This window comes from Halodurantibacterium flavum, assembly GCF_042681825.1.
Classification (GTDB): Bacteria; Pseudomonadota; Alphaproteobacteria; order Rhodobacterales; family Rhodobacteraceae; genus Halodurantibacterium; species Halodurantibacterium flavum.
The window spans coordinates 41999-65365 of record NZ_JBHUGH010000005.1 but is presented as its reverse complement, the minus strand read 5'-3'; the positions used below and the strand labels follow the sequence as shown (position 1 = coordinate 65365).

Below are 23367 nucleotides of genomic sequence, written 5' to 3'. Positions count from 1 at the left end.
AAGATGAGGCTTGAAGCCCGCACCGATTTCCTGTTTCCGTGTCACGGATACGACATGAACGGGTCGCCAGATGAACAGCCCCAGCCGCCGCGCGGTGGACAGCCGCGAAACCGCCCCGCCGCGCCGGTTCGTCTTTCTGCTGCTCGATCGTTTCACGATGCTGTCATTCGCCGGCGCGATCGAGCCATTGCGGATCGCGAACCGGGTTTCGGGGCGCAAGCTATATGAATGGGTGCTGGCCGGTGAGGGCACCGAAGCCGTCTGTTCCAACGGCGCGGCCTTCCGGCTCGACATGCAACTCGATGAGATCGACCGCGAGGATACCGTGCTCGTCTGCGGCGGCGTCGATGTGCAGGCGGCTTCGACCCGGGCGGTCCTGAACTGGCTGCGGCGAGAGGCACGGCGCGGCGCGACCATCGGCGGGCTTTGCACCGGCAGCTATACGGTGGCGCGGGCCGGGCTGCTGGACGGCAAACGCGCCACGATCCACTGGGAGAACCAGGACAGTTTCGTCGAGGAATTCGAAGAGGTGCGCCTGACGAAATCGGTTTTCGTCATCGACGGAAACCGGCTGTCCACGGCGGGCGGGACGTCCTCCATCGACCTGATGCTCAAGCTCATCGCCAATGACCATGGTGAGGAACTGGCCAACACCGTGGCCGATCAGCTGATCTACAGCGCGATCCGCACGGATCAGGACACGCAGCGCCTGTCGATCCCCACCCGGATCGGCGTCCGGCACCCCAAGCTGGGGCAGGTCATCCAGATCATGGAGCAGAATATCGAGGACCCGATTTCGCCCGCGACGCTCGCGCGCGACGTGGGGATGTCGACGCGGCAGCTTGAACGCCTGTTCCGCCGTTATCTGAACCGCAGCCCCAAGCGGTATTACATGGAACTGCGGCTGCAAAAGGCGCGCAACCTGCTGATGCAGACGGATATGAGCGTGATCAACGTGGCGCTTGCCTGCGGTTTCGCGAGCCCGTCGCATTTTTCAAAATGCTACCGGTCCCATTACAATACGACCCCCTATCGGGAGAGGGGCACGCAGGGCACGCGCCTTTCGATCTGAGGGTGCTGCCTGCCTTTCGCCCCCGGACGGGCCCCTGAGCGCCCGGTCCGAGGGAGCTCGCATTCACTCGGTCAGGTCGGCATCGGCAGGTGCCATGCGTATCAGCGCCCCCTGCCCGATCGACAGGAACCAGATCGTGCCGTCCGGTGCCTCGCGCACGTCGCGGATGCGGATGGTTTCCCCGCTGGCGATCTGTTCCTCGGACCAGTCAGCCGGGTCGAGCCGCGCGATATGGTCGCCCTGCAGCATCCCGATGAAATGGTGCCCCTCCCATTCGGGCCAGAGTGTGCCGGAATAGATCATGTGACCCGATGGCGCGGGCGACGGGTCCCAGTAGTGGTCGGGCTGCTCCATGCCGGGCGCCTCGGTCCCGATGCCGATGGGCGTTCCGTCATAGTTGCGGCCATAGGCGATCTCGGGCCAGCCATAGTTCAGCCCCGGTTCGACCAGGTTGATCTCATCGCCGCCCTGCGCGCCATGTTCGCTGACCCAGAGCCGGCCTTGCGCATCCATCGCTGCGCCCTGGATGTTGCGGTGGCCATAGGACCAGATCTCGGGCTGCGCGCCCTCTTGCCCGACAAAGGGATTGTCGGCGGGAACCGAGCCGTCGCGGTTGACGCGGATCACGGCCCCGTTGTGGTTCGAAAGATCCTGCGCGCTGTCATCGGTGCCCCGGTCGCCGAGACCCAGAAAGACCGTGCCATCCGGACCCTCGACGATGCGCGAACCGAAATGGCGGCCGCCATCGAACCCCTCGGCGGCCTCGAAAAGGATGCGCAGGTTGCTGAGTTCCGACGCCTCGGGGTCGAACGCTGCGGCGGCCAGCGCCGTACCTGCCCCCTGCCCCTGCGGTCGGGCAAAGCTGAACAGGATCTCGCGCGTGGTGTCGAAATCCTGTGGCACGACGACATCCAGCAGCCCGCCCTGCCCTTGGGCAAAGACCTCGGGCAGGCCCGTCACCTCATGCTGTTCGCCGTCGCGGAAATGCAGAAGGCGCCCGTCCCGCTCGCTCACCAGAACCTCGCCCTGCGGCAGGAAGGCGATGGCCCAGGGCTCGTTCAGGCCGGTCGCGATGGTCGAAAGCTGCGCCTCGCCCAGCGAGGTCTCAAGCGTTGCGTCCTGTGCCGTGGCGGCGCCTGCCGCCGCCATGCCGGCGCCAAGGCCCAACGCGATCAGCCCGCGATTCAGCGGCGTTTTCCGGGGGGGCATCCGATCCTCCTTCAAGGTTGCAATCCTGACCCGGATCTAGCGCGGCACCCCCGCGATGCCAGTTTCATAACCCCGATGTGAAGCCCGCAACGTCCCTGCCGAAAACGCTTTTCTTATTGCCGAAGCCGCTCTAACGTCTGCTGCAGGCCCAAGGGCCCAAAGATCCAGACAGGGAGTCTTCAATGAAAAAGCTGCTTCTGACGAGCACGGCGGCGCTGACGCTTGCGGCCGGTGCCGCGGCCGCGCAGGACATCAAGATCGGCATCATCCTCGGCTTTACCGGGCCGCTCGAATCGATCACGCCGAACATGGCGGCGGGCGCCGAACTCGCCATCGCCGAGGTGAACGAGGCCGGCACGCTGCTCGACGGCCAGACCGTCACCTCGATCCGCGCCGACAGCACCTGTATCGACGCCTCGGCCGCCACTGCCGCGGCCGAACGGCTGATCACCTCGGAAGGCGTGAACGCCATCATGGGCGCCGACTGTTCCGGCGTGACCTCGGCGATCCTGCACAACGTGGCCAAGCCGAACGGCGTGGTGATGGTGTCGCCCTCGGCCACCTCGCCCGCGCTTTCGGCCGATGACGATGACGGGCTCTTCTTCCGCACCGCGCCGTCGGATGCGCGTCAGGGCGTCGTGATGACCGAGATCCTGATGGATCGCGGCATCAGCTCGGTCGCCGTGACCTATACCAACAACGACTACGGCCAGGGCCTTGCGGACAGCTTCGTCTCGGCCTTCACCGAAGCCGGCGGCACCGTGACGATCAACGCCTCGCACGAAGACGGCCGCGCCGACTATTCGTCCGAGGTGGGCGCGCTCGCCTCTGCCGGGGGTGAGGTTCTGGTCGTCGCGGGCTATGTGGACCAGGGTGGCCGCGGCATCATCCAGGCGGCGCTCGACAGCGGCGCGTTCGACGTGTTCGTGCTGCCCGACGGCATGGTCGGCGAAAGCCTGGTCGAAAACATCGGCTCGGGCCTCGACGGTTCGTTCGGCCAGTACCCCGGCACCGACAGCCCGGGCGCGGCACTTTATGCCGAAATGGCCTCGGGCGCTGGCTTTGACGGCACCTCGGCCTTCTCGTCCGAAAGCTACGACGCTGCGGCACTCATCATGCTGGCGATGCAGGCTGCGGGTTCCACCAGCTCGGCCGATTTCAAGGACCACATCATGGCCGTCGCGAACGAGCCGGGCGAGCCGATCTATCCGGGCGAACTGGCCAAGGCCATCGAAATCCTCAAGGAAGGCGGCGAGATCGACTATGTTGGTGCAACTGCCGTCGAACTGATCGGAACCGGTGAAAGCGCGGGCAACTACCGAGAAATCGAGATCCAGAACGGCGTGATCGAGACCGTCGGCTTCCGCTGAAACGATTTAGAGTATTGACAGGAACAGGCAGCCCGGGGCAACAGCCCGGGCTGTTTCAATAGATAACCTCCGGGCCGCACCTCATGGGCAGCGGCATCGTGGGGACAGGGAGATCAGCAATGATCGTTGTGGAAAACCTCCACAAGCACTTCGGGGGCTTTCACGCCGTCGACGGCGCTTCGCTGGAGATACGGCAAGGGTCGGTCACTGGCCTGATCGGCCCGAACGGCGCGGGCAAGACGACACTGTTCAACGTGGTCGCCGGGCGGCTTGCGCCCACATCGGGCCGGGTACTTATGGATGGCGAGGACATTACCGGCCTGCCGCCGCACGCGCTGTTCCACAAGGGCCTCTTGCGCACCTTCCAGATCGCGCATGAATTCAGCTCGATGACCGTGCGCGAGAACCTGATGATGGTGCCTGCGGGCCAGTTGGGCGAGACGCTGTGGAACACGTGGTTCCGGCGCGGCGCCATCGCCGCCGAGGAACGCGCGCTGGCGCAGAAGGCCGATGAGGTGCTGGAGTTCCTGACGATCTCGCATCTGGCGGATGAACGGGCGGGCAACCTGTCGGGCGGTCAGAAAAAGCTGCTCGAACTCGGCCGGACGATGATGGTCGACGCCAAGGTCGTCTTTCTGGACGAAGTCGGCGCCGGCGTGAACCGGACGCTGCTCAACACCATCGGCGACGCCATCGAGCGCTTGAACCGCGAACGCGGCTACACCTTCTGCGTGATCGAGCATGACATGGATTTCATCAGCCGCATCTGTGATCCCGTGATCTGCATGGCCGAAGGCAAGGTCCTGGCCCAGGGTACCGTCGAAGAGATCAAGAACGACGAGCGCGTGATCGAGGCCTATCTTGGCACCGGGCTCAAGAACAAGATCGTGGGGACCACGGCATGAGCTTTCTCATCGGCGAGAACATGACCGGCGGCTATGGCGCCGCCGACATCCTGCATGGCTGCACCCTGGCCGTCGACAAGGGCAAGATCGCGGTGATCGTGGGCCCGAACGGCGCCGGAAAATCGACCGCGATGAAGGCGGTTTTCGGGATGCTGAAACTGCGCGGCGGCGCGGTGCGGCTGGACGGAGAGGATATCACCACCCTCTCGCCGCAGGATCGGGTGGCCAAGGGCATGGCCTTCGTGCCCCAGACACAGAACATCTTTACCTCGATGACGGTCGAGGAGAACCTCGAAATGGGCGCCTTTCTGCGCCGCGACGATATCCGCCCGACGATGGAACAGGTCTATGACCTCTTTCCGATCCTGCGCGACAAGCGGCGCCAGCCGGCGGGCGAGCTTTCGGGCGGCCAGCGGCAGCAGGTGGCGGTGGGTCGCGCCCTCATGACCCAGCCCAAGGTGCTGATGCTCGACGAACCCACCGCGGGCGTCAGCCCCATCGTCATGGACGAGCTTTTCGACCGCATCATCGAGGTTGCCCGCACCGGGATCTCGATCCTCATGGTCGAGCAGAATGCCCGGCAGGCGCTGGAAATCGCCGATGTGGGATATGTGCTCGTCCAGGGCGCGAACCGATACACCGACACCGGCGCGGCGCTTCTGGCCGACCCGGAGGTCCGCAGAACCTTCCTGGGGGGCTGAGCCGATGGATTTTCTCAACGCGTTGGTGGTCTTCGCCAATTTCGTCGTCGTACCGGCCACGGCCTATGGTGCGCAACTTGCGCTCGGGGCGCTGGGGGTCACGCTGATCTTTGGCATCCTGCGCTTCTCCAACTTTGCCCATGGCGACACGATGGCCTTCGGCACGATGATCGCGATCCTGGTGACATGGGGATTGCAGGCGGTGGGCATCACCTTTGGCCCGCTGCCGACGGCGCTGCTGGCGCTGCCCGTGGCGATCGGGGTGACGGCGCTCTTGCTGCTGGGCACCGACCGCATGATCTACCGCTTCTACCGAAAGGTGCGCGCGGCGCCGGTGATCCTGGTGATGGTGTCGCTTGGCGTCATGTTCGTGATGAACGCGCTGGTCCGGTTCGGGATCGGGGTGAACGAATACCGGTTCGAGGACGGCGCGCGTTTCGTGATCGACGCCCGCGGTTTCCGCGAGATGACGGGCCTGGCCGAGGGGCTTGCGATCCGCACCACGCAGGTCATCACCATCGTGATGGCGGTCATCATGGTTGCGGCGCTGTTCTGGTTCCTGCGCCACACCCGCACCGGCAAGTCCATGCGCGCCTTTTCGGATAACGAGGATCTGGCGCTCTTGTCGGGGATCAACCCGGAACGGGTCGTGGCCGTCACCTGGATCATCACGGCGGCGCTCGCCACGACTGCCGGCGTGCTCTACGGGCTCGACAAAAGCTTCAAGGCCTTCACCTATTTCCAGCTTCTGCTGCCGATCTTCGCCTCGGCCATCGTGGGCGGGCTGGGTAACCCGCTGGGGGCCATCGCGGGCGGGTTCATCATCGCCTATTCGGAAATCATGGTGACCTATGCGTTCAAGCGGATGCTCACGCATCTTCTGCCTGAAAACCTTGCGCCGGACGGGTTGGTCCAGCTTCTGTCCACCGATTACAAATTCGCCGTCAGCTTCGCGATCCTGATCATCGTGCTGTTGTTCAAGCCGACGGGCCTGTTCAAGGGGCAACAGTCATGACCGTGAACCTGCGAAATGTCGGGCTTTTCGCCCTCGTGGCCGCGCTCTTTGTCATTACCGGGATGACGCAGAGCTGGAACGTGACGCTCACCATCTTCAACATGGGGCTGATCTCGGCGATCCTCGCGCTTGGCGTGAACATGCAATGGGGCTATGCGGGGCTTTTCAACATCGGGATCATGGGCTTTGTCGCGGTGGGCGGGCTCGCCGCCGTGCTGGTCTCGATGCCGCCGGTCAATGACGCATGGGCGGCGGGGGGTCTCCAGATCATCTTTGGCCTGATCCTGGGCGCGGCGACCATCGCGCTGGCGATCCAGTTCTGGAAACGCATGGCACCGGGGCGCGCGCGGGCGCTGGGGATGCTCGTGATCCTCGTGGGCGGCTTTTTCCTGTTCCGGGCGGTCTTTGACCCGGCGGTCTCGGCGGTCGAGGCGGTGAACCCCGCCGCGACGGGCTATCTGGGCGGGCTGGGCCTGCCGATCCTGCTGGCCTGGCCCGCGGGCGGTCTCTTGGCCGCCGGCTGCGCCTGGCTGATCGGCAAGACGGCGCTGGGGCTGCGGTCGGATTATCTGGCCATCGCAACGCTGGGTATCGCCGAGATCATCATCTCGGTGCTCAAGAACGAGGACTGGCTCGCGCGCGGGGTCAAGAACGTCGTGGGCCTCCCCCGCCCTGTCCCGTATGAGGTCAACCTGCAGCGCAGCCCCGAGTTCGTCGAGCGTGTGACCGCCTGGGGCTTTGACCCGGTCACCGCCTCGGGGATTACGGTAAAGCTCGCCTATGCGGGGCTCTTCGCGACGGTCCTGCTCGTGCTCGTGCTGCTGGCGGAACTGGCGCTGCGTTCGCCCTGGGGCCGGATGATGCGCGCGATCCGCGACAATGAGATCGCAGCCGCGGCGATGGGCAAGAACGTGACCAAGCGGCACCTGCAGATCTTTGTCATCGGCTGCGCCGTTTGCGGCATCGCGGGCGCGATGATGACGACGCTGGACGGCCAGCTTACGCCGGGCACCTATCAGCCGCTGCGTTTCACCTTCCTCATCTGGGTGATGGTGATCGTGGGCGGGTCGGGCAACAACTGGGGCGCCGTTCTGGGCGGCTTCCTGATCTGGTGGCTCTGGGTGATGGTCGAGCCGATCGGCCTGTGGCTGATCCAGTCGGTCGTCGCGGGCATGGGGCCGGGGATGCTGCGCACACATCTGATCGAATCCGCGGCGCATATGCGGCTTTTGACGATGGGCGTGATCCTGCTTCTGGTGCTGCGGTTCAGCCCGCGCGGGCTGATCCCCGAGAAATAGGCACCACGCGAAAGCGCGGTCAGCAGGGCGCCTTCGGGCGCCCTTCTTCATCCACCCATTGCCCTTCCGCGACATTTGCTGTCGTCTTTCGCCATGCCGCCCGCGCGGCGCGCTTCCACTCTGCCCCCAGACGAACAGGGAGCAAGGGGCCATGAAGACCCATACGAAGGTTCTGGTGATCGGCGGCGGCGTGGTCGGGTGTTCGGTGCTTTACCACCTCACCAAGCTCGGCTGGTCGGATGTCATGCTGGTGGAGCGGTCGGAACTCACCTCCGGGTCCACATGGCACGCGGCGGGCGGGTTCCACACGCTCAACGGCGATACGAACATGGCGGCGCTGCAGGGCTACACGATCCGCCTCTATCGGGAACTCGAGGCGATCACCGGGCTCAACTGCGGCCTGCACCATGTGGGCGGCATCACCCTTGCCGACACGCCGGAACGGTTCGACATGCTCAAGGCCGAACGGGCCAAGCATCGCTACATGGGCCTTGATACCGCGATCCTGACGCCGGCCGAGGTCGCCGATATGACCGACGGCATGGTGAACACCACGAATATCATCGGTGCGCTTTACGACCCGCTGGACGGGCATCTGGACCCGTCGGGTACCACCCATGCCTATGCCCGGGCCGCGCGGATGGGCGGCGCCGAGATCGTGCTGCACAACCGGGTCCTGGAAACCAACCCCCATCCCGAGGGTTGGGAGGTCGTGACCGAAAAGGGCACGATCATTGCCGAACATCTGGTCAATGCCGCGGGCCTTTGGGCGCGCGAGGTGGCGGCGATGGCGGGGGTCTACCTGCCGCTTTTGCCGATGGCGCATCAGTATCTGGTGACGGACGACATCCCCGAGATCTACAATCGCGGCACCGAGTTTCCCCATGTGATGGACCCTGGCGGCGAAAGCTACCTGCGGCAGGAGGGGCGCGGGCTCTGCATCGGGTTCTACGAAAAACCGTGCGAGGCCTGGGCGGTCGATGGCACCCCCTGGACATTCGGGCACGAACTGCTGAACGAGGAATTCGACAAGATCGCCGACAGCGTCGAATTCGCCTATCGCCGGTTCCCTGTGCTGGAACGCGCAGGTGTCAAACGGGTGATCCACGGCCCCTTTACCTTTGCGCCTGACGGCAACCCGCTGATCGGCCCGGTGCCGGGGCTGCGCAACTATTGGTCCGCCTGCGCGGTGATGGCCGGTTTCAGCCAGGGCGGCGGCATGGGGCTGGCCCTTGCGCAATGGATGATCCATGGCGAGGTCGAGCGTGATCCGCGCGGCTTTGACGTGGCGCGCTTTGGCAACTGGACCACGCCGGGCTATACCGTCCCCAAGGTGATCGAGAACTATCAGACCCGGTTCTCTGTCGCCTATCCGAATGAGGAAAAGCCCGCCGCACGACCCTTCCGCACGACGCCGATGTATGACCGGTTCACGGAAATGCGCGCGGTCTGGGGCCAGCAATACGGGCTGGAGGTCGTGAACTACCACGCCCTGCCCGGCGAACCCGTCTATGAAACCCCAAGCTTCCGCCGCTCGAACGCGTGGGAGGCTGTGGCGCAAGAGGTCGCCGCGGTGCGCGGCGGTGTCGGCATCAACGAGGTCGCGAATTTCGGCAAGTATCGCGTCACCGGCACAGGGGCGCGTGCCTGGCTGGACCGGATCATGGCGGGGCTCATCCCGGCGCCGGGGCGGCTCGCGCTCAACCCGATGCTGGCGCCATCGGGCAAGATCATCGGCGACTTTACCGTGTCCTGCCTGTCCGAGACGGAGTTCATGCTTACGGCGTCCTACGGGGCGCAGGGCTGGCACAGCCGCTGGTTCGAGCAGAACCCTGGTCCGGATGTGCGGGTCGAGAACATCTCGGACAGCCGCACGGGCTTTCAGATCGCGGGGCCGCAGGCGCGGGAACTGCTGTCGCGGGTGACGCGGGCGGATGTTTCGGGCGCGGCCCTGCGCTTCATGGATGTGCGGCGCCTGACCGTGGGGATGGCCGACTGCATCGTGCAACGCGTCAGCTATACCGGCGATCTGGGGTATGAGATCTTCTGCGATCACATGAGCCAGCGCGCGCTTTGGGATGTGCTGTGGCAGGCCGGTCAGGATCTTGGCCTGCGTCCCTTCGGGATGCGCGCGATGATGAGCCTGCGGCTCGACCGGTTCTTCGGGTCATGGGGGCGGGAATATTCGCCCGACTATACCCCGGCGGAAACGGGGCTCGACCGGTTCATCCGCTGGAACAAGCGCGATTTCATCGGCCGCGCCGCCGCCCACGGGGCCGTGCCCGGCCGGCGGCTTTGCGCCTTCGTGGTCGATGCGACGGATGCCGATGTGGTGGCCTGGGAACCGATCTGGCTGGACGGAGAGGTCGCGGGCTTCTGCACCTCGGGCGGGTATTCGCACCATGCGGGCAAGTCGGTGGCGCTCGGGTTTCTGCCGCCCGATGCCGGCACCGAAGGGCGGGAGGTCGAGATCGAGATCCTGGGCGAGCGCCGTCCCGCCCGCGTGGTGACGCAGCCGCTCTTTGATCCCGAGGGGACGCGGCTGCGTGGCTGATCCCGCGCGGCTTGGCATCCTGATCCCTGCGGCCGGCGCCTCGGCCCGGATGCGCGGGGGCGACAAGCTGCTGGAGCGGGTGGGGGCAGAGCCGATGCTGGCGCGCCAGCATCGCATCGCGCGGGAAACGGGGGCCCGGGTTCTGGTGACGCTGCCGCCGGATGCCGCGGCGCGCCGGGCCGCGATACCGGGGGCCGAGGTGTTGGTCGTTCCCGATGCAGCGCGGGGGATGTCAGCCTCGCTGCGCGAGGGCGTGGCGGCGCTGGCGGATCATGCGGGTGTGATGATCCTGCCCGCCGACATGCCGGAACTGGAGGCGACGGACCTTGCGGCGATGATCGGCGACTGGAACGGCGCGGAGATCCTGCGGGGTGCGGCGGGCGACCTGCCCGGCCACCCGGTCATATTTCCGCGCGCCCTTTTCCCCGGCTTCGCGCAACTGACCGGGGATAGCGGCGCGCGGGCGATCCTTGGCTCCCATGCCGATATGGTGCGCCTTTATCCCCTGACCGGCCGCCGCGCTCTGACCGATCTCGACACACCCGAGGATTGGGCGCGCTGGCGCGGGTCACAGGTCAGCTAGCCGGGCACAGCTGTTCAGTCGGGCACACCGTCCTCAGTCAAGCACACCTGCCTGTTTCTGTTCGCGCGCATAGGCCCAGATCGCAGCCGAGATCGCCACCGCCGCCACGATGAGCGCGATATGCCCGCCCCGTGCCACCGCCAACAGCCCGGGCGGGATCCAGAAAAGGCCGACAAATAGCACCAGCGCCCCGAGAAACCCGATGGCAAGCGCGAGCGCCGCCCCCGCGACCCGTCCGATCATCAGGAGCGCCCCCAGAAGCCCCGCCCAGACCGACAAGGCCCAGAGCAGGTCGGCCCAGAGCGGCAGCGAAGCAAGATAGGCATCGAGTTGCGGCGGAACGCGCGTGACCCAGGCCTCGGCGCCGCTCCTGCTCAGGACATGGCCGGCGGCGAGCGCCCCCTGCCACACGGTCGTCACGAGGGCCATCGGCCAGAAATGCCACGGTGTTTCCACGTGATAGGTCATGACGCCCCCTTCCGCCCGCAGCCTGCCCGCAGCCCGCACAACTGTCCAGCCCGGAAAGATCACGGACGGGTGTTTCCGCCCGTCGCCCGGATCGGGGGAGTGGCGAGGCGGGGCAGGATGGTCAGCTGTGGCGCGCGTGGGTGGCCGCCGGGGCTCTGCCCCGGACCCCGGGATATTTCTGCCAAGAAGAATGAGGGGAAGGCGGTTCGGGCCCGAGCGCAGGCCAGCGGCGCCGGAGGGTTCTGGGGTGCTACGGCCCTTTTGCCGCGAGCTTGCCATGGGAACGGAGAAGATTTTGTGAACCTTTTCCGGAGTTGAGGCGTTCATTCGACGCATGAACCACGCGGATTGGCCGCGCGGCGTCCCCTCAGACCGACGGAGAAATCCATGACCCGTAGCCTCAAACTCGTAGCTCCCGGCCTTGCCGTTCTTCTGCTTGTCGCTGCTTGCGGCGAAACCCGGACCCAGCGTGCCGCAACCGGCGCCCTCGGTGGTGCAGTTGCCGGTCAGGTGATCGCGGGCGAACCGGTTGCCGGTGCCGCGATCGGCGGCGTCGGCGGTGCCCTGCTGCCCTGATCTCGTCTTTCGACCAGAAAAGCCGGAGCGTTCATCGCTCCGGCTTTTTCGTGTCTGGAACCTTTCCGGTGGTAACGGATCCCCCACCACTTCCGTTGATCACTTGCCCGTGGATGACCCGCGAGCGCGTGGCGCGTCCTGCGCGCAGAGCGGGTCGGGAGGGGCGGCTCCGGCCTCGCCCGTCAGTTCGCCGGTGCTGCCGGGGCGGCAGGCTCATCCACTGTGGGCGCCTGGGGTTCGCTTGTGTCGGTCGTCGGCCCTTCGCTGCCAGGCGTTTCGCCTCCCGGAACCGCACCTTCGGGCGGCAACAGGGTTTCGGCATCGACCTCGGGCATCGAGGTCCCCTCGCCCTGCCAGCTGCAGGCATAAAGCCCTGCCGCGGCAAGGATCAGAGCCAGAACGACGATGATCCCGAGCGAACGTTTGGTCTCCTTGCGATCCACCGGCTTTGTCGGTCGCGCCATGATGTCCTCCTGATTGTCACCAAGGAAGAACACGCGACGGAGGAATTCGATCCCCGCGCCACACCCATCGCCACACCCATCCAGGAGCCGCGCCATCAGCCCAGCCCGTCAGCCCAGCGAGGTCACCCAAAGGATCGTCGCATCCTCGGGGCTGAGCGAGATCACGTTATGCCCCATCGACGCGTCATAGTAGGCGCTGTCGCCGCGCCGCATCTCGACCGGTTCGTAGAATTCCGTGTAAAGCCGGATCACACCGGTCAGGACGTAGAGGAATTCCTCGCCGTCATGCCTGATCCAGCCCTCGAATTCCTCGAACCGCCGGGCGCGGATGCGGGCGCGATAGGGCAGCATCTGCTTGCGGGTCAGCGCACCGGCCAGAAGTTCGTGTTCATAGGTCACGGTCGCGACATGCTGTCCCTCGCCGCCCCGGGTCAGCGCCATGCGGCCCGTCACCTGCGTCCGGCTGGGCGGCGTGAAGAGCTGCGGGACCGAGATCGAGAGCCCCTCGGCCAGCTTTTTCAGCGCCTCGAAGGTGGGCGACATCTGCCCGTTCTCGATCTTCGACAGGGTGGAGCGCGCCAGCCCCGCCTGCCGCGCGGCCTGTTCCAGTGTCCAGCCCCGCGCCTTGCGCAGATCGCGCACCCGTTCGCCCAGGTCGAGCGGTTCGACCGAAACCTGTTCGCCGCTTTCGCGGGCGACGCGGATGATGCTTCGAGGATCGCTTTGGGGGTCGGGCTGGGTCATGGAACGGCTTTAGGCCCTGCCCCGGCACCTTGCAACAGGTCGCGTGTGGGCGTAGCTCTGTTCCATGATTTCCGTCGACGATCGCGGCCCGCCGCCCCCCTGCCCAAGGCAGATGAACCTTGCCGCCGAGGTGCTGCAGGCCGGGTCGCGCGAGCCTGGGAGGACCGCGCTGGAAGTCCTTTCCGCCGACCGCGCCGAAAGCTGGACCTATGCGCGGCTGATCGCGGCAGTGCGCGGCACGGGGGCGGGCCTGCGGGCGATGGGGCTTGGGCCGGGCGACCGTATCCTGATGCGGATCGGCAACCGTGTCGAATTCCCGATCCTCTTTCTGGGGGCCATCGCGGCGGGGCTGGTGCCGGTGCCGACCTCGGCCCAGCTGACGGTGCGGGAAATCACGGCGATGGCGCGTCAGGTGTCGCCCGCACTGATCGTGGCCGAGGAGGGCGTGGCGCTGCCGGACGGGACCACGCCCGTTCTGCTGCTCGGCCTCGACCGGCTGCGGAGCTTCTTTGACGGGCCGCCCTGCGACTGGGAGATGGGGGCGCCGGACCGGCTTGCCTATCTGATCTTCACCTCCGGCAGTTCCGGAACCCCGCGGGCGGTGGCCCATGCGCATCGCGCCATCCTTGCGCGCCGGATGATGTGGCAGGGCTGGTATGGCGCGGGTCCGACGGACAGGCTTCTTCATGCCGGGGCGTTCAACTGGACCTATACGCTGGGGACCGGGCTGATGGACCCCTGGGCCATGGGGGCGACCGCGCTGATCCCGGCCGGCGCCGCGCCGGGCGACCTCTTTGCGCTGCTGGACCGGGCGAAGGCGACGCTGTTCGCTGCGGCCCCCGGTGTCTTTCGCCAGATGCTGCGCGACGGGGGCCGTCGGCTACCCCGGTTGCGCCATGCGCTTTCGGCGGGCGAGCATCTCTCGGACGGTGTCCGCGCGGCATGGCGCAGCGCCACGGGGACCGAGATTCACCCGGCCCTTGGCATGTCCGAGGTTTCGACCTTCGTCTCGGGCAGCCCCGCACACCCGGCACCGGGCGGGAGTTCGGGTTATGTCCAGCCTGGCCGCCGGATCGCCGTGCTGGACGAAGGCGGGGCACCCGTGCCGCGGGGAACGCCCGGGGTTCTGGCCGTGGACCGGCGCGACCCGGGTCTCTTCCTGGGCTATGACGGCGCGCCCGAGGAGACCGCCGCCCGCTTTCAGGGCGACTGGTTCCTGACCGGCGACATGGTCGAGATGGGACCCGACGGGGCGATCACCTATCTGGGGCGTTGCGACGACATGATGAATGCGGGGGGCTTTCGCGTCAGCCCGCTGGAGGTCGAGGCGGCGCTGGCGCAGCATCCCGGAATTGCCGAGGTGGCAGCGATCGAGCTTGCCGTCCGCGCCGATGTGACCGTGATCGCCGCCGTCTATGTGGCATCCGCGCCCCTGCCCGAGGCCGAGCTTGCGGCCTTTGCCGAAACCCGTCTGGCGCGCTACAAGCAGCCCCGCGTTTACATCCATGCCGACAGCCTGCCGCGCGGCGCAAACAACAAGGTTCTGCGGCGTGCCCTGCGCGCCCGATATGCAAAGGACGCCCCATGATCCGTCTGGACATCTTTTTCGACCCCGTCTGCCCATGGTGCTATATCGGCAAAGGCCTTTTGGACCGGGCGCTGGAAAGCAGGCCCGGCCACCGCTTTGCGATCAGCTGGCATCCGTTCCAGCTCAACCCCGACATGCCGGCCGGGGGAATGGAGCATACCGCGTTCCTGGAGGCGCGTTTCGGAAGCCGTGCCAAGGCGGTCGAGGCGTTGGCGCAGGTTGCGGCCGCCGCCGAACGGGCGGGGCTGGACCTCGACCCCGCACGGATCAGGCGGATGCCCAACACGGTCGACGCGCACCGGCTGAGCCACTGGGCGGGCCTTGAGGGCGTGCAGAGCCGGGTCGTCGCGGGCCTCATGCGGGCGCATTTCCGCGACGGTCAGGACATCGGCGACGCCGCGACGCTTGCCGCAATCGGCGCGGCCGCAGGGATGGACGGCGCGGTGCTGCGGCGGCTGCTGGACAGCGATGCGGACCGCGAGACGGTCCAGCGGCATGAGGCGCATGGCCGCGAGCGCGGCATCCGGGCGGTGCCGACCTTCATCGTCGCCGACCGCCATGTGCTGCCGGGGGCGCAGCCTGTCGCCCTGTGGCAAGAGGTGATCGACGAAACGATTGCATCGGGGAACTGAGCAGCCCCGCTTGGGTGGGGACAACCCCGCCTCTGGCTTTGCGAAAGCCGGGCGCCAGGCTTTAGCCGCGCGGCGCAAGCCTTGAGCCCTGACCTCGTCGCAGACCGGCTTTGCATGAACTGCAACAACTGCGTGACACGCATTTTTTCCTCTGGCGGGGCTGCTTGCGCCATGCTAGCCGGTCGAAATGTCGCAGCTCTTCCGCCCCACCCGCCCGGTTCCCTTTGCCGAGTTCGTCGCCCTGATGGCGGCCCTGACCGCGCTTGCGGCGCTGAGCATCGACGCGATGCTGCCGGCCATCCCGCAGATCGCCGCGGACCTGAGCCCCGACGACCCGAACCGCGCGCAGCTTGTCGTGACCAGCTTCATGGTCGGGATCGGGTTCGGGATGCTGGTCATGGGACCGCTGTCGGATGCGATCGGACGGCGCCCGGTGATCGCGCTTGGCGTCGCGCTCTATGTCGTGGGGGCGCTTCTGGCGGTGATCGCGGACAGCATGACGATGCTTCTTGCGGCACGGGTCTTGCAGGGGCTTGGCATCTCGGCGCCGCGCACGGTCAGCGTCGCGATGATCCGGGACCGCTATGCGGGGCGCGAGATGGCGCGGGTCCTGTCCTTCGTGATGACGGTTTTCATCCTCGTGCCGGCGGCCGCCCCGTTCTTGGGTCAGACGATCCTCGGGTTTGCGGGCTGGCGGATGATCTTTGCCTCGTTCATCATCTTTGGAACGCTGGTGATGATGTGGATATTGCTGCGCCAGCCGGAAACGCTTGCCCCTGAGGCGCGTCGGCCGTTCCGCGCCGGCACGATTGCAGCCGGGATGCGAGAGGTCGTGTCGAACCGCCGCGTGATGCTCTATGTGCTGACGCTGGTCTTCGGCTTTGCACAGATGATCGCGCTTTTGTCCGCGTCGCAGCCGGTCTATGACGTCTATTTCGGGCGCGGCGACAGCTTTGCCATGTGGTTCGCGATTCAGGCGCTGGCGGCCGGAACGGCGGGGATGCTGAACGCGGCCCTTGTCGTGCGGCTGGGGATGCGCCGCATGGTGATGGCGGCCTATGCGTTCCAGATCGCGGCCTCGGCGCTGGCGACCGGGCTCTGGGCCAGCGGCACCTTCGGCGGGCCCGAGGCTTTCCCGGTCTTCTTCCTCTGGGCGGTGGGCGTCTTTTACATCGCGGGACTGACCTTCGGCAACCTCAACGCACTGGCGATCGAGCCCCTGGGCCATATCGCGGGCGTGGCCTCGGCGGTGATCGGCGCCATCTCGACGGTGCTGGCGGTTGTCATGGCAGTGCCGGTCAGCCTGGCCTTCGACGGCACGCCGCTGCCGCTGATGATCGGCGTTCTGATCTTTTCCACTCTTGCGCTGCTGACGATGGTGGCGAACCGCCGCTAGGCCTTCGCCACCGCCTTTACCTTGGCGGCCAGATCGCGCGCGATTGCGTGGGCGCCGCGGATGCGGTCGCTCTCCTTGGGCCAATCGCGCTGGACGATGATCTTGTTGTCCTTGATCCGGGCGCCCGCCCCCTCGTTCTGCACGAATTCGACCAGCCCCGCCGGATTGGCGAACTTGTCGTTGTGGAACTGGATCGTGATGCCCTTTGGCCCGCCGTCCAGCCGCGCGATCCCCGCCAGCTTGCACATCGCCTTGATGCGCATGATCGCAAGCAGCGTGTTCACCTCGCGCGGGAGAGGGCCGAAGCGGTCGATCAGTTCGGCCGCGAAACCCTCAAGCTCCACCTTGCCGGAGAGCGTCGAAAGCCGCCGGTAGAGACCCAGCCGCACATCGAGATCAGGCACATACTCCTCGGGGATCAGGACGGGCACGCTCAGGTTGATCTGGGGCGACCATTCGCCGTCATCCGCCGGGCTCGTCAGCTCACCCGATTTCAGCCGCGCGATGGTTTCCTCAAGCATCGACTGGTAGAGTTCGTATCCCACTTCCTTGATATGGCCCGACTGTTCCTCGCCCAGCAGATTGCCGGCGCCGCGCAGGTCCATGTCCTGGCTGGCCAGCGTAAAGCCCGCGCCAAGACTGTCGAGGCTGCCCAGAAGGCGCAGGCGTTTCAGGGCCTGCGGCGTCAGGGGCGTGCGTGGCCGCGTCGTCAGGTAGCAATAGGCGCGGGTCTTGGCGCGGCCCACCCGCCCCCGGATCTGGTAAAGCTGCGCAAGCCCGAACATGTCGGCGCGATGAATGATCATCGTGTTCGCGGTCGGAATATCGAGACCGGATTCGACGATGGTCGTCGCCAGCAGCACGTCATACTTGCCGTCATAAAAGGCGTTCATCCGGTCGTCGAGCTCACCCGCTGCCATCTGTCCATGTGCGGTGACGAACGTGACCTCGGGCACCTGTTCGCGCAGGAACTCCTCGATCGTCGCAAGATCGCTGATGCGCGGCACGACGTAAAAGCTCTGCCCGCCGCGATAATGTTCGCGCAGCAACGCCTCGCGGATCGTGACCGCGTCGAATTCGGAGACATAGGTGCGGATCGCCAGTCGGTCGACCGGCGGCGTCCCGATGATCGACAGATCCCGCACGCCGGTCAGGCTCAGCTGCAGCGTCCGGGGGATCGGCGTCGCAGTGAGCGTGAGGACGTGGATCTCGCTCCGCATCTCTTTCAGGCGCTCTTTGTGGGACACCCCGAAATGCTGTTCCTCGTCAATGACCAACAGGCCGAGGTTGCGGAACCTCACCCCCTTGGCCAGCAGCGCGTGCGTACCGATCACGATATCGACGCTGCCATCGGCAAGACCCGCGCGGGTTGCCGATGCCTCTTTCGCGGGGACAAAGCGCGACAGTTGACGCACGTTGACAGGAAAGCCGCGGAAGCGTTCGGAAAAGCTGCGGAAATGCTGGCGCGCCAAAAGGGTCGTAGGCGCGATCACCGCCACCTGCGCGCCGGACATCGCTGCAACGAAGGCCGCGCGCATCGCGACCTCGGTCTTGCCAAAGCCCACATCGCCCACGATCAGCCGGTCCATGGGGCGTCCGGCGGCCATGTCTGTCAGCACATCCTCGATGGCGGCAAGCTGGTCGTCGGTCTCGGTATAGGGAAAGCGGGCCGAGAACGCCTCCCACGCGGCGCCGGGCAGTTCATACATCGGCGCGCTGCGCAGGATGCGTTCGGCGGCAATGCGGATCAGCTTGTCGGCAATCTGGCGGATACGCTCTTTCAGCCGCGCCTTCTTGGCCTGCCATGCCCCGCCGCCAAGCTTGTCGAGCAGCCCTTCTTCATGGCCGAAGCGGGACAGAAGCTCGATATTTTCGACCGGCAGGAACAGGCGATCGCCACCGGCATATTCCAGCGCGATACATTCATGCGGCGCGCCCATGGCCGTGATCGTTTCAAGACCCGTGTAGCGCCCGACGCCGTGATCCACATGCACGACCAGATCGCCGGGTGACAGCGCCTGCGCCTCGGTCAGAAAGTTTTCGGCCTTGCGGCGCCGTTTGGGGGCGCGGATCAGCCGGTCGCCCAGCACGTCCTGCTCCGAGATCACGGCAAGCCCCGGGGCGATGAACCCGTGTTCCAGCCCCCATGTCACCAGAAAGAGGCCGCCGCGCCCCTCGGGCACGTCGCGCATGTCGCGAATGGGCGTGGCGCCGGTGACGCCCTGATCCTCCATCAACCCTTTCAGCCGTTCGCGCGCGCCGTCCGAATAGCTGGCGACGACGACCTGCCGGTCTTCGCGCAGTTCCTTGAGATAGGCCGCCAAGGCCGCGAAGAGGCTGATGTTTTCCTGCTGGCGCTCCGGGGCAAAGTTGCGCCCGATCCGTCCGCCGGCATCCAGCACGCCCGGCCCCGTGCCCTGCGGCAGCGGGTTCAGTTGCAGCACCCGCTGGTCGGTCAACGCCCCTTCCCATGCGGCGTCGTCCAGATACAGGAGCCCCGGCGGACAGGGTTTGTAGACCGTATCGCTGCGGTTCTTCGCGCCCATCGTCTCGCGCCGGGTGTCGTATTGGTCGGCTATCCCCTCCCACCGGCTGAGGCGCTGCGCGGTGATCTGGTCATCGAGCAGGACCGACGCCCCGGGAAGGTAGTCGAACAGGGTTTCCAGCCGCTCATGGAAAAAGGGCAGCCAGTGCTCCATCCCCTGATGCTTGCGCCCCGCGCTCACCGCCTCATAAAGCGGGTCGTCCGTGCCGCCGGCGCCGAATTCCACCCGGTAGTTCTGGCGGAACCGGGTGATCGCCGCGTCGTCCAGAATGATCTCGGACATGGGCGCCAGCTCGACCATGTCGAGCTTTTCGGTCGTCCGCTGCGTCGCCGGGTCGAACCGTCGCGCGCCGTCCAGAACATCGCCGAAGAGATCGAGCCGCACCGGCCCGCCCTCGCCCGGCGGATAGATGTCGATGATCCCGCCCCGCACCGCATAGTCGCCGGGCTCCGTCACCGTGGGCGACTGGGAAAAGCCCATCCGCACAAGGAACTGCCGCAGCGCCCCTTCGTTGACGCGACCCCCGACCCGGGCGGAAAAGGACGCGCCCGCGACCACATCCCGCGCCGGCACGCGCTGCATCGCGGCCGAAAGCGTGGTGAGCAGGACAAACGGCCCCGGCACCCCATGCGCCAGCGCCGCGAGCGTCGACATGCGCGCCGCCGAGATCGCCGGATTGGGCGAGGACCGGTCGAAGGGCAGGCAATCCCAGGCGGGAAAGGCCAGCACCACCGCCTTGGGCGCGAAAAAGCGCAGCGCCTCGCGCATCGCCTCAAGCCGCTTGTCGTCGCGGGCGATATGGATGACCGGCGCGCCGGTCTTTTCCATTTCACGCGCCAGCAGGCGGGCGTCATAGCCTTCGGGCGCACCGCCCAGTGTGATACGTGCAGCTTTGGTCATGGGGCCGGAGGTAACGGCTGCGGCGGCAATGTCAATTGCCCAACACACCGGTCGTCAGGCTGTGCCACATGCCCCACAGCACTGCGAGGAAGACGCTCGTCATCGCCAGAAACTGCACCCAGCCGCGATGCCGCAGCATGAGCCGCGCCAGATCCTCGCCCGCCGGGGCGTCGCGCAGGATGCGCCGCGCCAGCGCAAGCCGCATCAGCATGAGAAGGCAGAGCGGCAAGGCGAAGAAAACCGCCGCCTGGGCAAGTTCCAGCCCGTAGAAGAATCCGAGCACCAGCAGCAGCGCCAGAACCAGCGCCGCGAGGGCCACGGCGATCAACCCGCCTGTGCCTTGCGTCAGGGCCATCTGCCGCCGGGCCAGAATGGGAGTCATCGTCTCCAGATCGGCGGCGGCGGTCTCGCTTCCCTGCCGGGCCGCAAAGGCAATGTCATAGGGCAGGCCAAGAACCCGCCCGCCCGCAGCCGACCAGAAGCCCAGAAGCGCGATCCAGTACCAGAGGGTGGAAAAGGAGCGGGTGTCGAGGATTTCCAGAAGGCTCTGATAAAGGCTCACGTTCGGTCGGCCTGTCATTGGGGAGGGTCGCATTAGACTAGCCGCCGCCGCACCGGAATGCCAGAGGCGCCCTGTGACGCAGCAAGGCTGCGTCGGAGACCCGCGGCGGGTCTTGGTGCTTCAGCGCATGATCCTCCCGCTTGCGCCGCTGCGGCGCGACGTGACTCCGGGCCGGGTCTCTGCCGCCTTGCCAATCCAAAGGACAAGCGCCGCGCCGGGTCTTGAGCCTGCGGCGCAAATCTGCGAACGGGGTTCTACACGTTCGATAAGCGAGGTTGCCATGCACCCGATCCACGCACCGTTCCCGGCCGGCCGGCTGCGCCGCACCCGCAAGAGCCCCGCGCTCCGCGATCTCTGCCAGGAGAACGTGTTGACGGCAAAGGACCTGATCTGGCCGGTCTTCGTGCGCGAAGGCACCGATGTCGAGGAACCCGTCGCCTCGATGCCGGGCGTATCGCGGCTGTCGGTCGATCGCGTGGTGCGCGCGGCGGAAGAGGCGGCGGGTCTGGACATCCCGGCGATCTGCCTCTTTCCCTATACCGAGCTTCACCTGAAGACCGAGGGCTGCGAGGAAGCGTGGAACCCCGACAACCTGACAAACCGGGCGATCCGGGCGATCAAGGCTGCGGTACCCGACATCGCCGTGATGACCGATGTGGCGCTCGACCCCTATAACATCACCGGGCATGACGGTTTCCTGCGCGACGGCGAGATCCTGAACGATGAGACGCTGGAGGCGCTGGTGCGGATGGCGCTGGCACAGGCCGAGGCCGGGGCCGATATCATCGGCCCCTCGGACATGATGGACGGGCGGATCGGTGCGCTGCGCAACGCGCTGGAAGGCGCGGGCCATCGCAATGTCGTCCTGCTGTCCTATGCCGCCAAATATGCGAGCGCGTTTTACGGCCCGTTCCGCGATGCGGTCGGCGCCGGCAGCCTGCTGACCGGCGACAAGAAGACCTATCAGATGAACCCCGGAAACAGCGACGAGGCGCTGCGCCTTGTGGCGCGCGACCTGGCCGAGGGCGCGGATATGGTGATGATCAAGCCGGGTATGCCCTATCTCGACATCTGCCGCCGGGTGAAGGAGAACTTTGGCGTGCCGACCTATGCCTATCAGGTATCGGGTGAATACGCGATGATCCGGGGTGCTGCGGATCGCGGCTGGATCAATGGCGAAGCGGCGATGATCGAGAGCCTGCTTGCCTTCAAGCGCGCGGGTTGCGACGGGATCCTGACCTATTTCGCGCCCGAGGTTGCGCGGCTGCTTGGACGGGCGATGTGACGCCTGCGGGGCAGGTCGGGGAGTAAGGCCATCGGACGGAGGGCCCGCGGGCAAAGACGGGGGCTCTCCCGCCCGTCTTCGACGCTGCCGCGCCTCATCCCGTTGGGCCGGGCCGCGCGCTGTCGCGCGCGGGGGTTGCGCCCCCCTGTTCCCGTCAGGAACCGGCGTTCAGGCGATGCCCGTCAGGGAATGATCCGCGTGTATTTCGTCCCGCCCAGCGTCGCGCCTGCGATCAGCCCCGACTGACCAAAGACCACCGCGATCACCGGCGCCTGCTGCGTCGTGCTGTCGAGCCCCGCCGCGCCGCCGCCATCGGGCAGCGCATAGCGCACATCGGCGTTCACGGCCCACCCTTCGGACTGGCGGAATTCGGTCAGCGCCTCTGACGTCATGAAAAAGAGCGCATGGGCATATTGCTGCGCGCCGATCTGAAAGCCGATGGTCGCCCGCGCGGCGGAATAGTAATCGACCGTCACATCCCGGATGCGCAGCGCCCCCTGCCCGTAGCTGCCGCCAAAGCCCAGCCCCGCCTCGGTGATCAGCGGCATGTAAAGGATGCCCTGCGCCCGGCTGGCGAGATCCTGCGTCCCCGGATACCGGCTGAACAGGAAATCGCGCGTCGCGTCGACCCGCGCATCGAGCCGCTGCGCCCCGTCGCTGCCGATCGGATTCCCGCAGGCCGAAAGCGCGGTCAAAGAAAGCCCGCCCAGCAGAACGCCCCTGCGTGTCAGATACTTGCCCATCGTTTGTCCCGCCCGGTTTGTTGTTTGGTGCGAGACTAGCAATTTTTTCCCGCACTGTCACGGGGTTGGGAGGCTTCATCGTAAATGCCGGCGGCGCCTTGCCGATCCTGGCGGGGGATACGGTGCGCGTACGGGACGACGACTTGTCGCGGACTCCGCGCCGCCCTTTGCCGCAGATCGGTCGCCGTTGATCCTGGGCCGGGGGCATAGCGGGTATGCCCCGCCGCTTGCAACCTGCAAGCAGTGGTGCGCGGATGTCAGACCCCGCGCACGCCATGGACGCTGCAGTTGTCGTCTACCCGCCCGCTCGCAGCATAATCACGAAAGCCGCCTCATCATGACCTCCGGCATTACACCAGCTTGACGGGGTTTCACCGCGCGTTCTGCGGCATACTGCGGCGGATAACATGGCAGAGGGCGGCGTTCCAATGTCGAGGAAGCCGGTATCCGGGCCAACCAACAGCCGTCACCGCGCGCTTACGCCCGCTATGTGCCAGATCATCTGGCAGAGGCCGCGGGGATTCTTGACTTCGAAAAGCTTCGAAAGGTTCAACAAACCTCAGAACGCTTTGCAGATGGCAGACAAGTCACTGAAATCATGGTGGGTGATAAGAGATTCGAACTCCTGACATCTTCGATGTGAACGAAGCGCTCTACCACTGAGCTAATCACCCTTGGGCGCTGCTATTATCGCCATCCGTTGGGTGCCGCAAGGGGGCATTGACCGAAAATGCGAGGTTCCGGACAGATGGCGTG

At 66.3% G+C, this 23367-nt stretch carries 20 protein-coding genes and 1 tRNA gene; 13 read left to right on the top strand and 8 right to left on the bottom strand.

Annotated elements, in window-relative coordinates:
- Positions 1-70 precede the first annotated feature (70 nt).
- Positions 71-1072 carry a GlxA family transcriptional regulator gene (locus ACFSGJ_RS06910; protein WP_390260260.1) on the top strand — a complete coding sequence of 334 codons (1002 nt, stop codon included), beginning with the start codon at positions 71-73 and terminating at the stop codon, positions 1070-1072.
- A 63-nt stretch (positions 1073-1135) separates the two neighbouring features.
- Here ACFSGJ_RS06910 and ACFSGJ_RS06905 read toward each other — a convergent pair whose 3' ends face one another.
- Positions 1136-2281 carry a PQQ-dependent sugar dehydrogenase gene (locus ACFSGJ_RS06905; RefSeq protein WP_390260259.1) on the bottom strand — a complete coding sequence of 382 codons (1146 nt, stop codon included), beginning with the start codon at positions 2279-2281 and terminating at the stop codon, positions 1136-1138.
- A gap of 182 nt (positions 2282-2463) precedes the next feature.
- Between ACFSGJ_RS06905 and ACFSGJ_RS06900 the strand changes: the two genes are divergently transcribed.
- The 7 genes from ACFSGJ_RS06900 to ACFSGJ_RS06870 all read left to right on the top strand — a co-directional run bounded on the left by ACFSGJ_RS06900 (position 2464) and on the right by ACFSGJ_RS06870 (position 10707).
- A complete protein-coding gene (locus ACFSGJ_RS06900) occupies positions 2464-3651 on the top strand; it encodes an ABC transporter substrate-binding protein (RefSeq protein WP_390260258.1) in 1188 nt (395 codons plus the stop codon).
- A gap of 119 nt (positions 3652-3770) precedes the next feature.
- A complete protein-coding gene (locus ACFSGJ_RS06895; RefSeq protein ID WP_390260257.1) occupies positions 3771-4556 on the top strand; it encodes an ABC transporter ATP-binding protein in 786 nt (261 codons plus the stop codon).
- Positions 4553-5257, top strand: coding sequence for an ABC transporter ATP-binding protein (locus ACFSGJ_RS06890; protein ID WP_390260256.1), 705 nt, complete (start codon positions 4553-4555; stop codon positions 5255-5257). Before ACFSGJ_RS06895 ends, ACFSGJ_RS06890 begins: the two co-directional genes overlap by 4 nt.
- A 4-nt stretch (positions 5258-5261) precedes the next feature.
- Entirely contained in the window at positions 5262-6272 is a 1011-nt protein-coding gene (locus tag ACFSGJ_RS06885) for a branched-chain amino acid ABC transporter permease (protein ID WP_390260255.1), read from the top strand.
- The gene (locus ACFSGJ_RS06880; protein WP_390260254.1) at positions 6269-7570 is read left to right on the top strand and encodes a branched-chain amino acid ABC transporter permease; all 1302 of its coding nucleotides are present in this window, start codon (positions 6269-6271) and stop codon (positions 7568-7570) included. Before ACFSGJ_RS06885 ends, ACFSGJ_RS06880 begins: the two co-directional genes overlap by 4 nt.
- A 151-nt stretch (positions 7571-7721) precedes the next feature.
- Positions 7722-10124 carry a GcvT family protein gene (locus ACFSGJ_RS06875; RefSeq protein ID WP_390260253.1) on the top strand — a complete coding sequence of 801 codons (2403 nt, stop codon included), beginning with the start codon at positions 7722-7724 and terminating at the stop codon, positions 10122-10124.
- A complete protein-coding gene (locus ACFSGJ_RS06870) occupies positions 10117-10707 on the top strand; it encodes a nucleotidyltransferase family protein (RefSeq protein ID WP_390260252.1) in 591 nt (196 codons plus the stop codon). The genes ACFSGJ_RS06875 and ACFSGJ_RS06870 overlap by 8 nt, the downstream gene beginning before the upstream one ends.
- Positions 10708-10740: 33 nt before the next feature.
- Here ACFSGJ_RS06870 and ACFSGJ_RS06865 read toward each other — a convergent pair whose 3' ends face one another.
- On the bottom strand, positions 10741-11175 hold the full coding sequence (locus tag ACFSGJ_RS06865; protein WP_390260251.1) for a hypothetical protein: 435 nt from the start codon (positions 11173-11175) through the stop codon (positions 10741-10743).
- 387 nt (positions 11176-11562) lie between these two features.
- Here ACFSGJ_RS06865 and ACFSGJ_RS06860 point away from each other — a divergent pair, with 387 nt between their 5' ends.
- Positions 11563-11751: a hypothetical protein gene (locus tag ACFSGJ_RS06860; RefSeq protein ID WP_390260250.1), complete on the top strand. Its 189-nt coding sequence runs from the start codon at positions 11563-11565 to the stop codon at positions 11749-11751.
- Between the two features lie 182 nt (positions 11752-11933).
- Here ACFSGJ_RS06860 and ACFSGJ_RS06855 read toward each other — a convergent pair whose 3' ends face one another.
- Together ACFSGJ_RS06855 and ACFSGJ_RS06850 are read right to left on the bottom strand one after the other, a co-directional pair.
- Positions 11934-12215: a hypothetical protein gene (locus tag ACFSGJ_RS06855; protein WP_390260249.1), complete on the bottom strand. Its 282-nt coding sequence runs from the start codon at positions 12213-12215 to the stop codon at positions 11934-11936.
- Positions 12216-12323: 108 nt separating this feature from the next.
- Positions 12324-12959 (bottom strand): helix-turn-helix domain-containing protein, encoded by a 636-nt coding sequence (locus ACFSGJ_RS06850; protein ID WP_390260248.1) that lies wholly within the window; start codon positions 12957-12959, stop codon positions 12324-12326.
- A gap of 64 nt (positions 12960-13023) precedes the next feature.
- On the opposite strand from ACFSGJ_RS06850, the gene ACFSGJ_RS06845 reads away from it, so the two are divergent.
- From ACFSGJ_RS06845 to ACFSGJ_RS06835, 3 genes are all read left to right on the top strand, one after another.
- On the top strand, positions 13024-14547 hold the full coding sequence (locus tag ACFSGJ_RS06845) for a class I adenylate-forming enzyme family protein (protein WP_390260247.1): 1524 nt from the start codon (positions 13024-13026) through the stop codon (positions 14545-14547).
- Positions 14544-15179: a DsbA family oxidoreductase gene (locus tag ACFSGJ_RS06840; RefSeq protein WP_390260246.1), complete on the top strand. Its 636-nt coding sequence runs from the start codon at positions 14544-14546 to the stop codon at positions 15177-15179. The genes ACFSGJ_RS06845 and ACFSGJ_RS06840 overlap by 4 nt, the downstream gene beginning before the upstream one ends.
- Before the next feature lie 187 nt (positions 15180-15366).
- The gene (locus ACFSGJ_RS06835) at positions 15367-16575 is read left to right on the top strand and encodes a multidrug effflux MFS transporter (protein ID WP_390260245.1); all 1209 of its coding nucleotides are present in this window, start codon (positions 15367-15369) and stop codon (positions 16573-16575) included.
- Here ACFSGJ_RS06835 and mfd read toward each other — a convergent pair.
- Together mfd and ACFSGJ_RS06825 are read right to left on the bottom strand one after the other, a co-directional pair.
- Positions 16572-20021, bottom strand: a complete 3450-nt coding sequence (gene mfd, locus ACFSGJ_RS06830; RefSeq protein WP_390260244.1) for a transcription-repair coupling factor — start codon at positions 20019-20021, stop codon at positions 16572-16574. The genes ACFSGJ_RS06835 and mfd overlap by 4 nt on opposite strands.
- A gap of 31 nt (positions 20022-20052) precedes the next feature.
- Positions 20053-20583, bottom strand: a complete 531-nt coding sequence (locus ACFSGJ_RS06825) for a component of SufBCD complex (RefSeq protein WP_390260243.1) — start codon at positions 20581-20583, stop codon at positions 20053-20055.
- A 280-nt stretch (positions 20584-20863) separates the two neighbouring features.
- Here ACFSGJ_RS06825 and hemB point away from each other — a divergent pair, with 280 nt between their 5' ends.
- Positions 20864-21868 (top strand): porphobilinogen synthase, encoded by a 1005-nt coding sequence (gene hemB / locus ACFSGJ_RS06820; protein WP_390260242.1) that lies wholly within the window; start codon positions 20864-20866, stop codon positions 21866-21868.
- Positions 21869-22050: 182 nt separating this feature from the next.
- Here hemB and ACFSGJ_RS06815 read toward each other — a convergent pair whose 3' ends face one another.
- Together ACFSGJ_RS06815 and ACFSGJ_RS06810 are read right to left on the bottom strand one after the other, a co-directional pair.
- Positions 22051-22611: a lipid-binding SYLF domain-containing protein gene (locus ACFSGJ_RS06815; protein WP_390260241.1), complete on the bottom strand. Its 561-nt coding sequence runs from the start codon at positions 22609-22611 to the stop codon at positions 22051-22053.
- 599 nt (positions 22612-23210) lie between these two features.
- Positions 23211-23285 (bottom strand) — tRNA-Val (locus tag ACFSGJ_RS06810).
- Between the last annotated feature and the right edge of the window lie 82 nt (positions 23286-23367).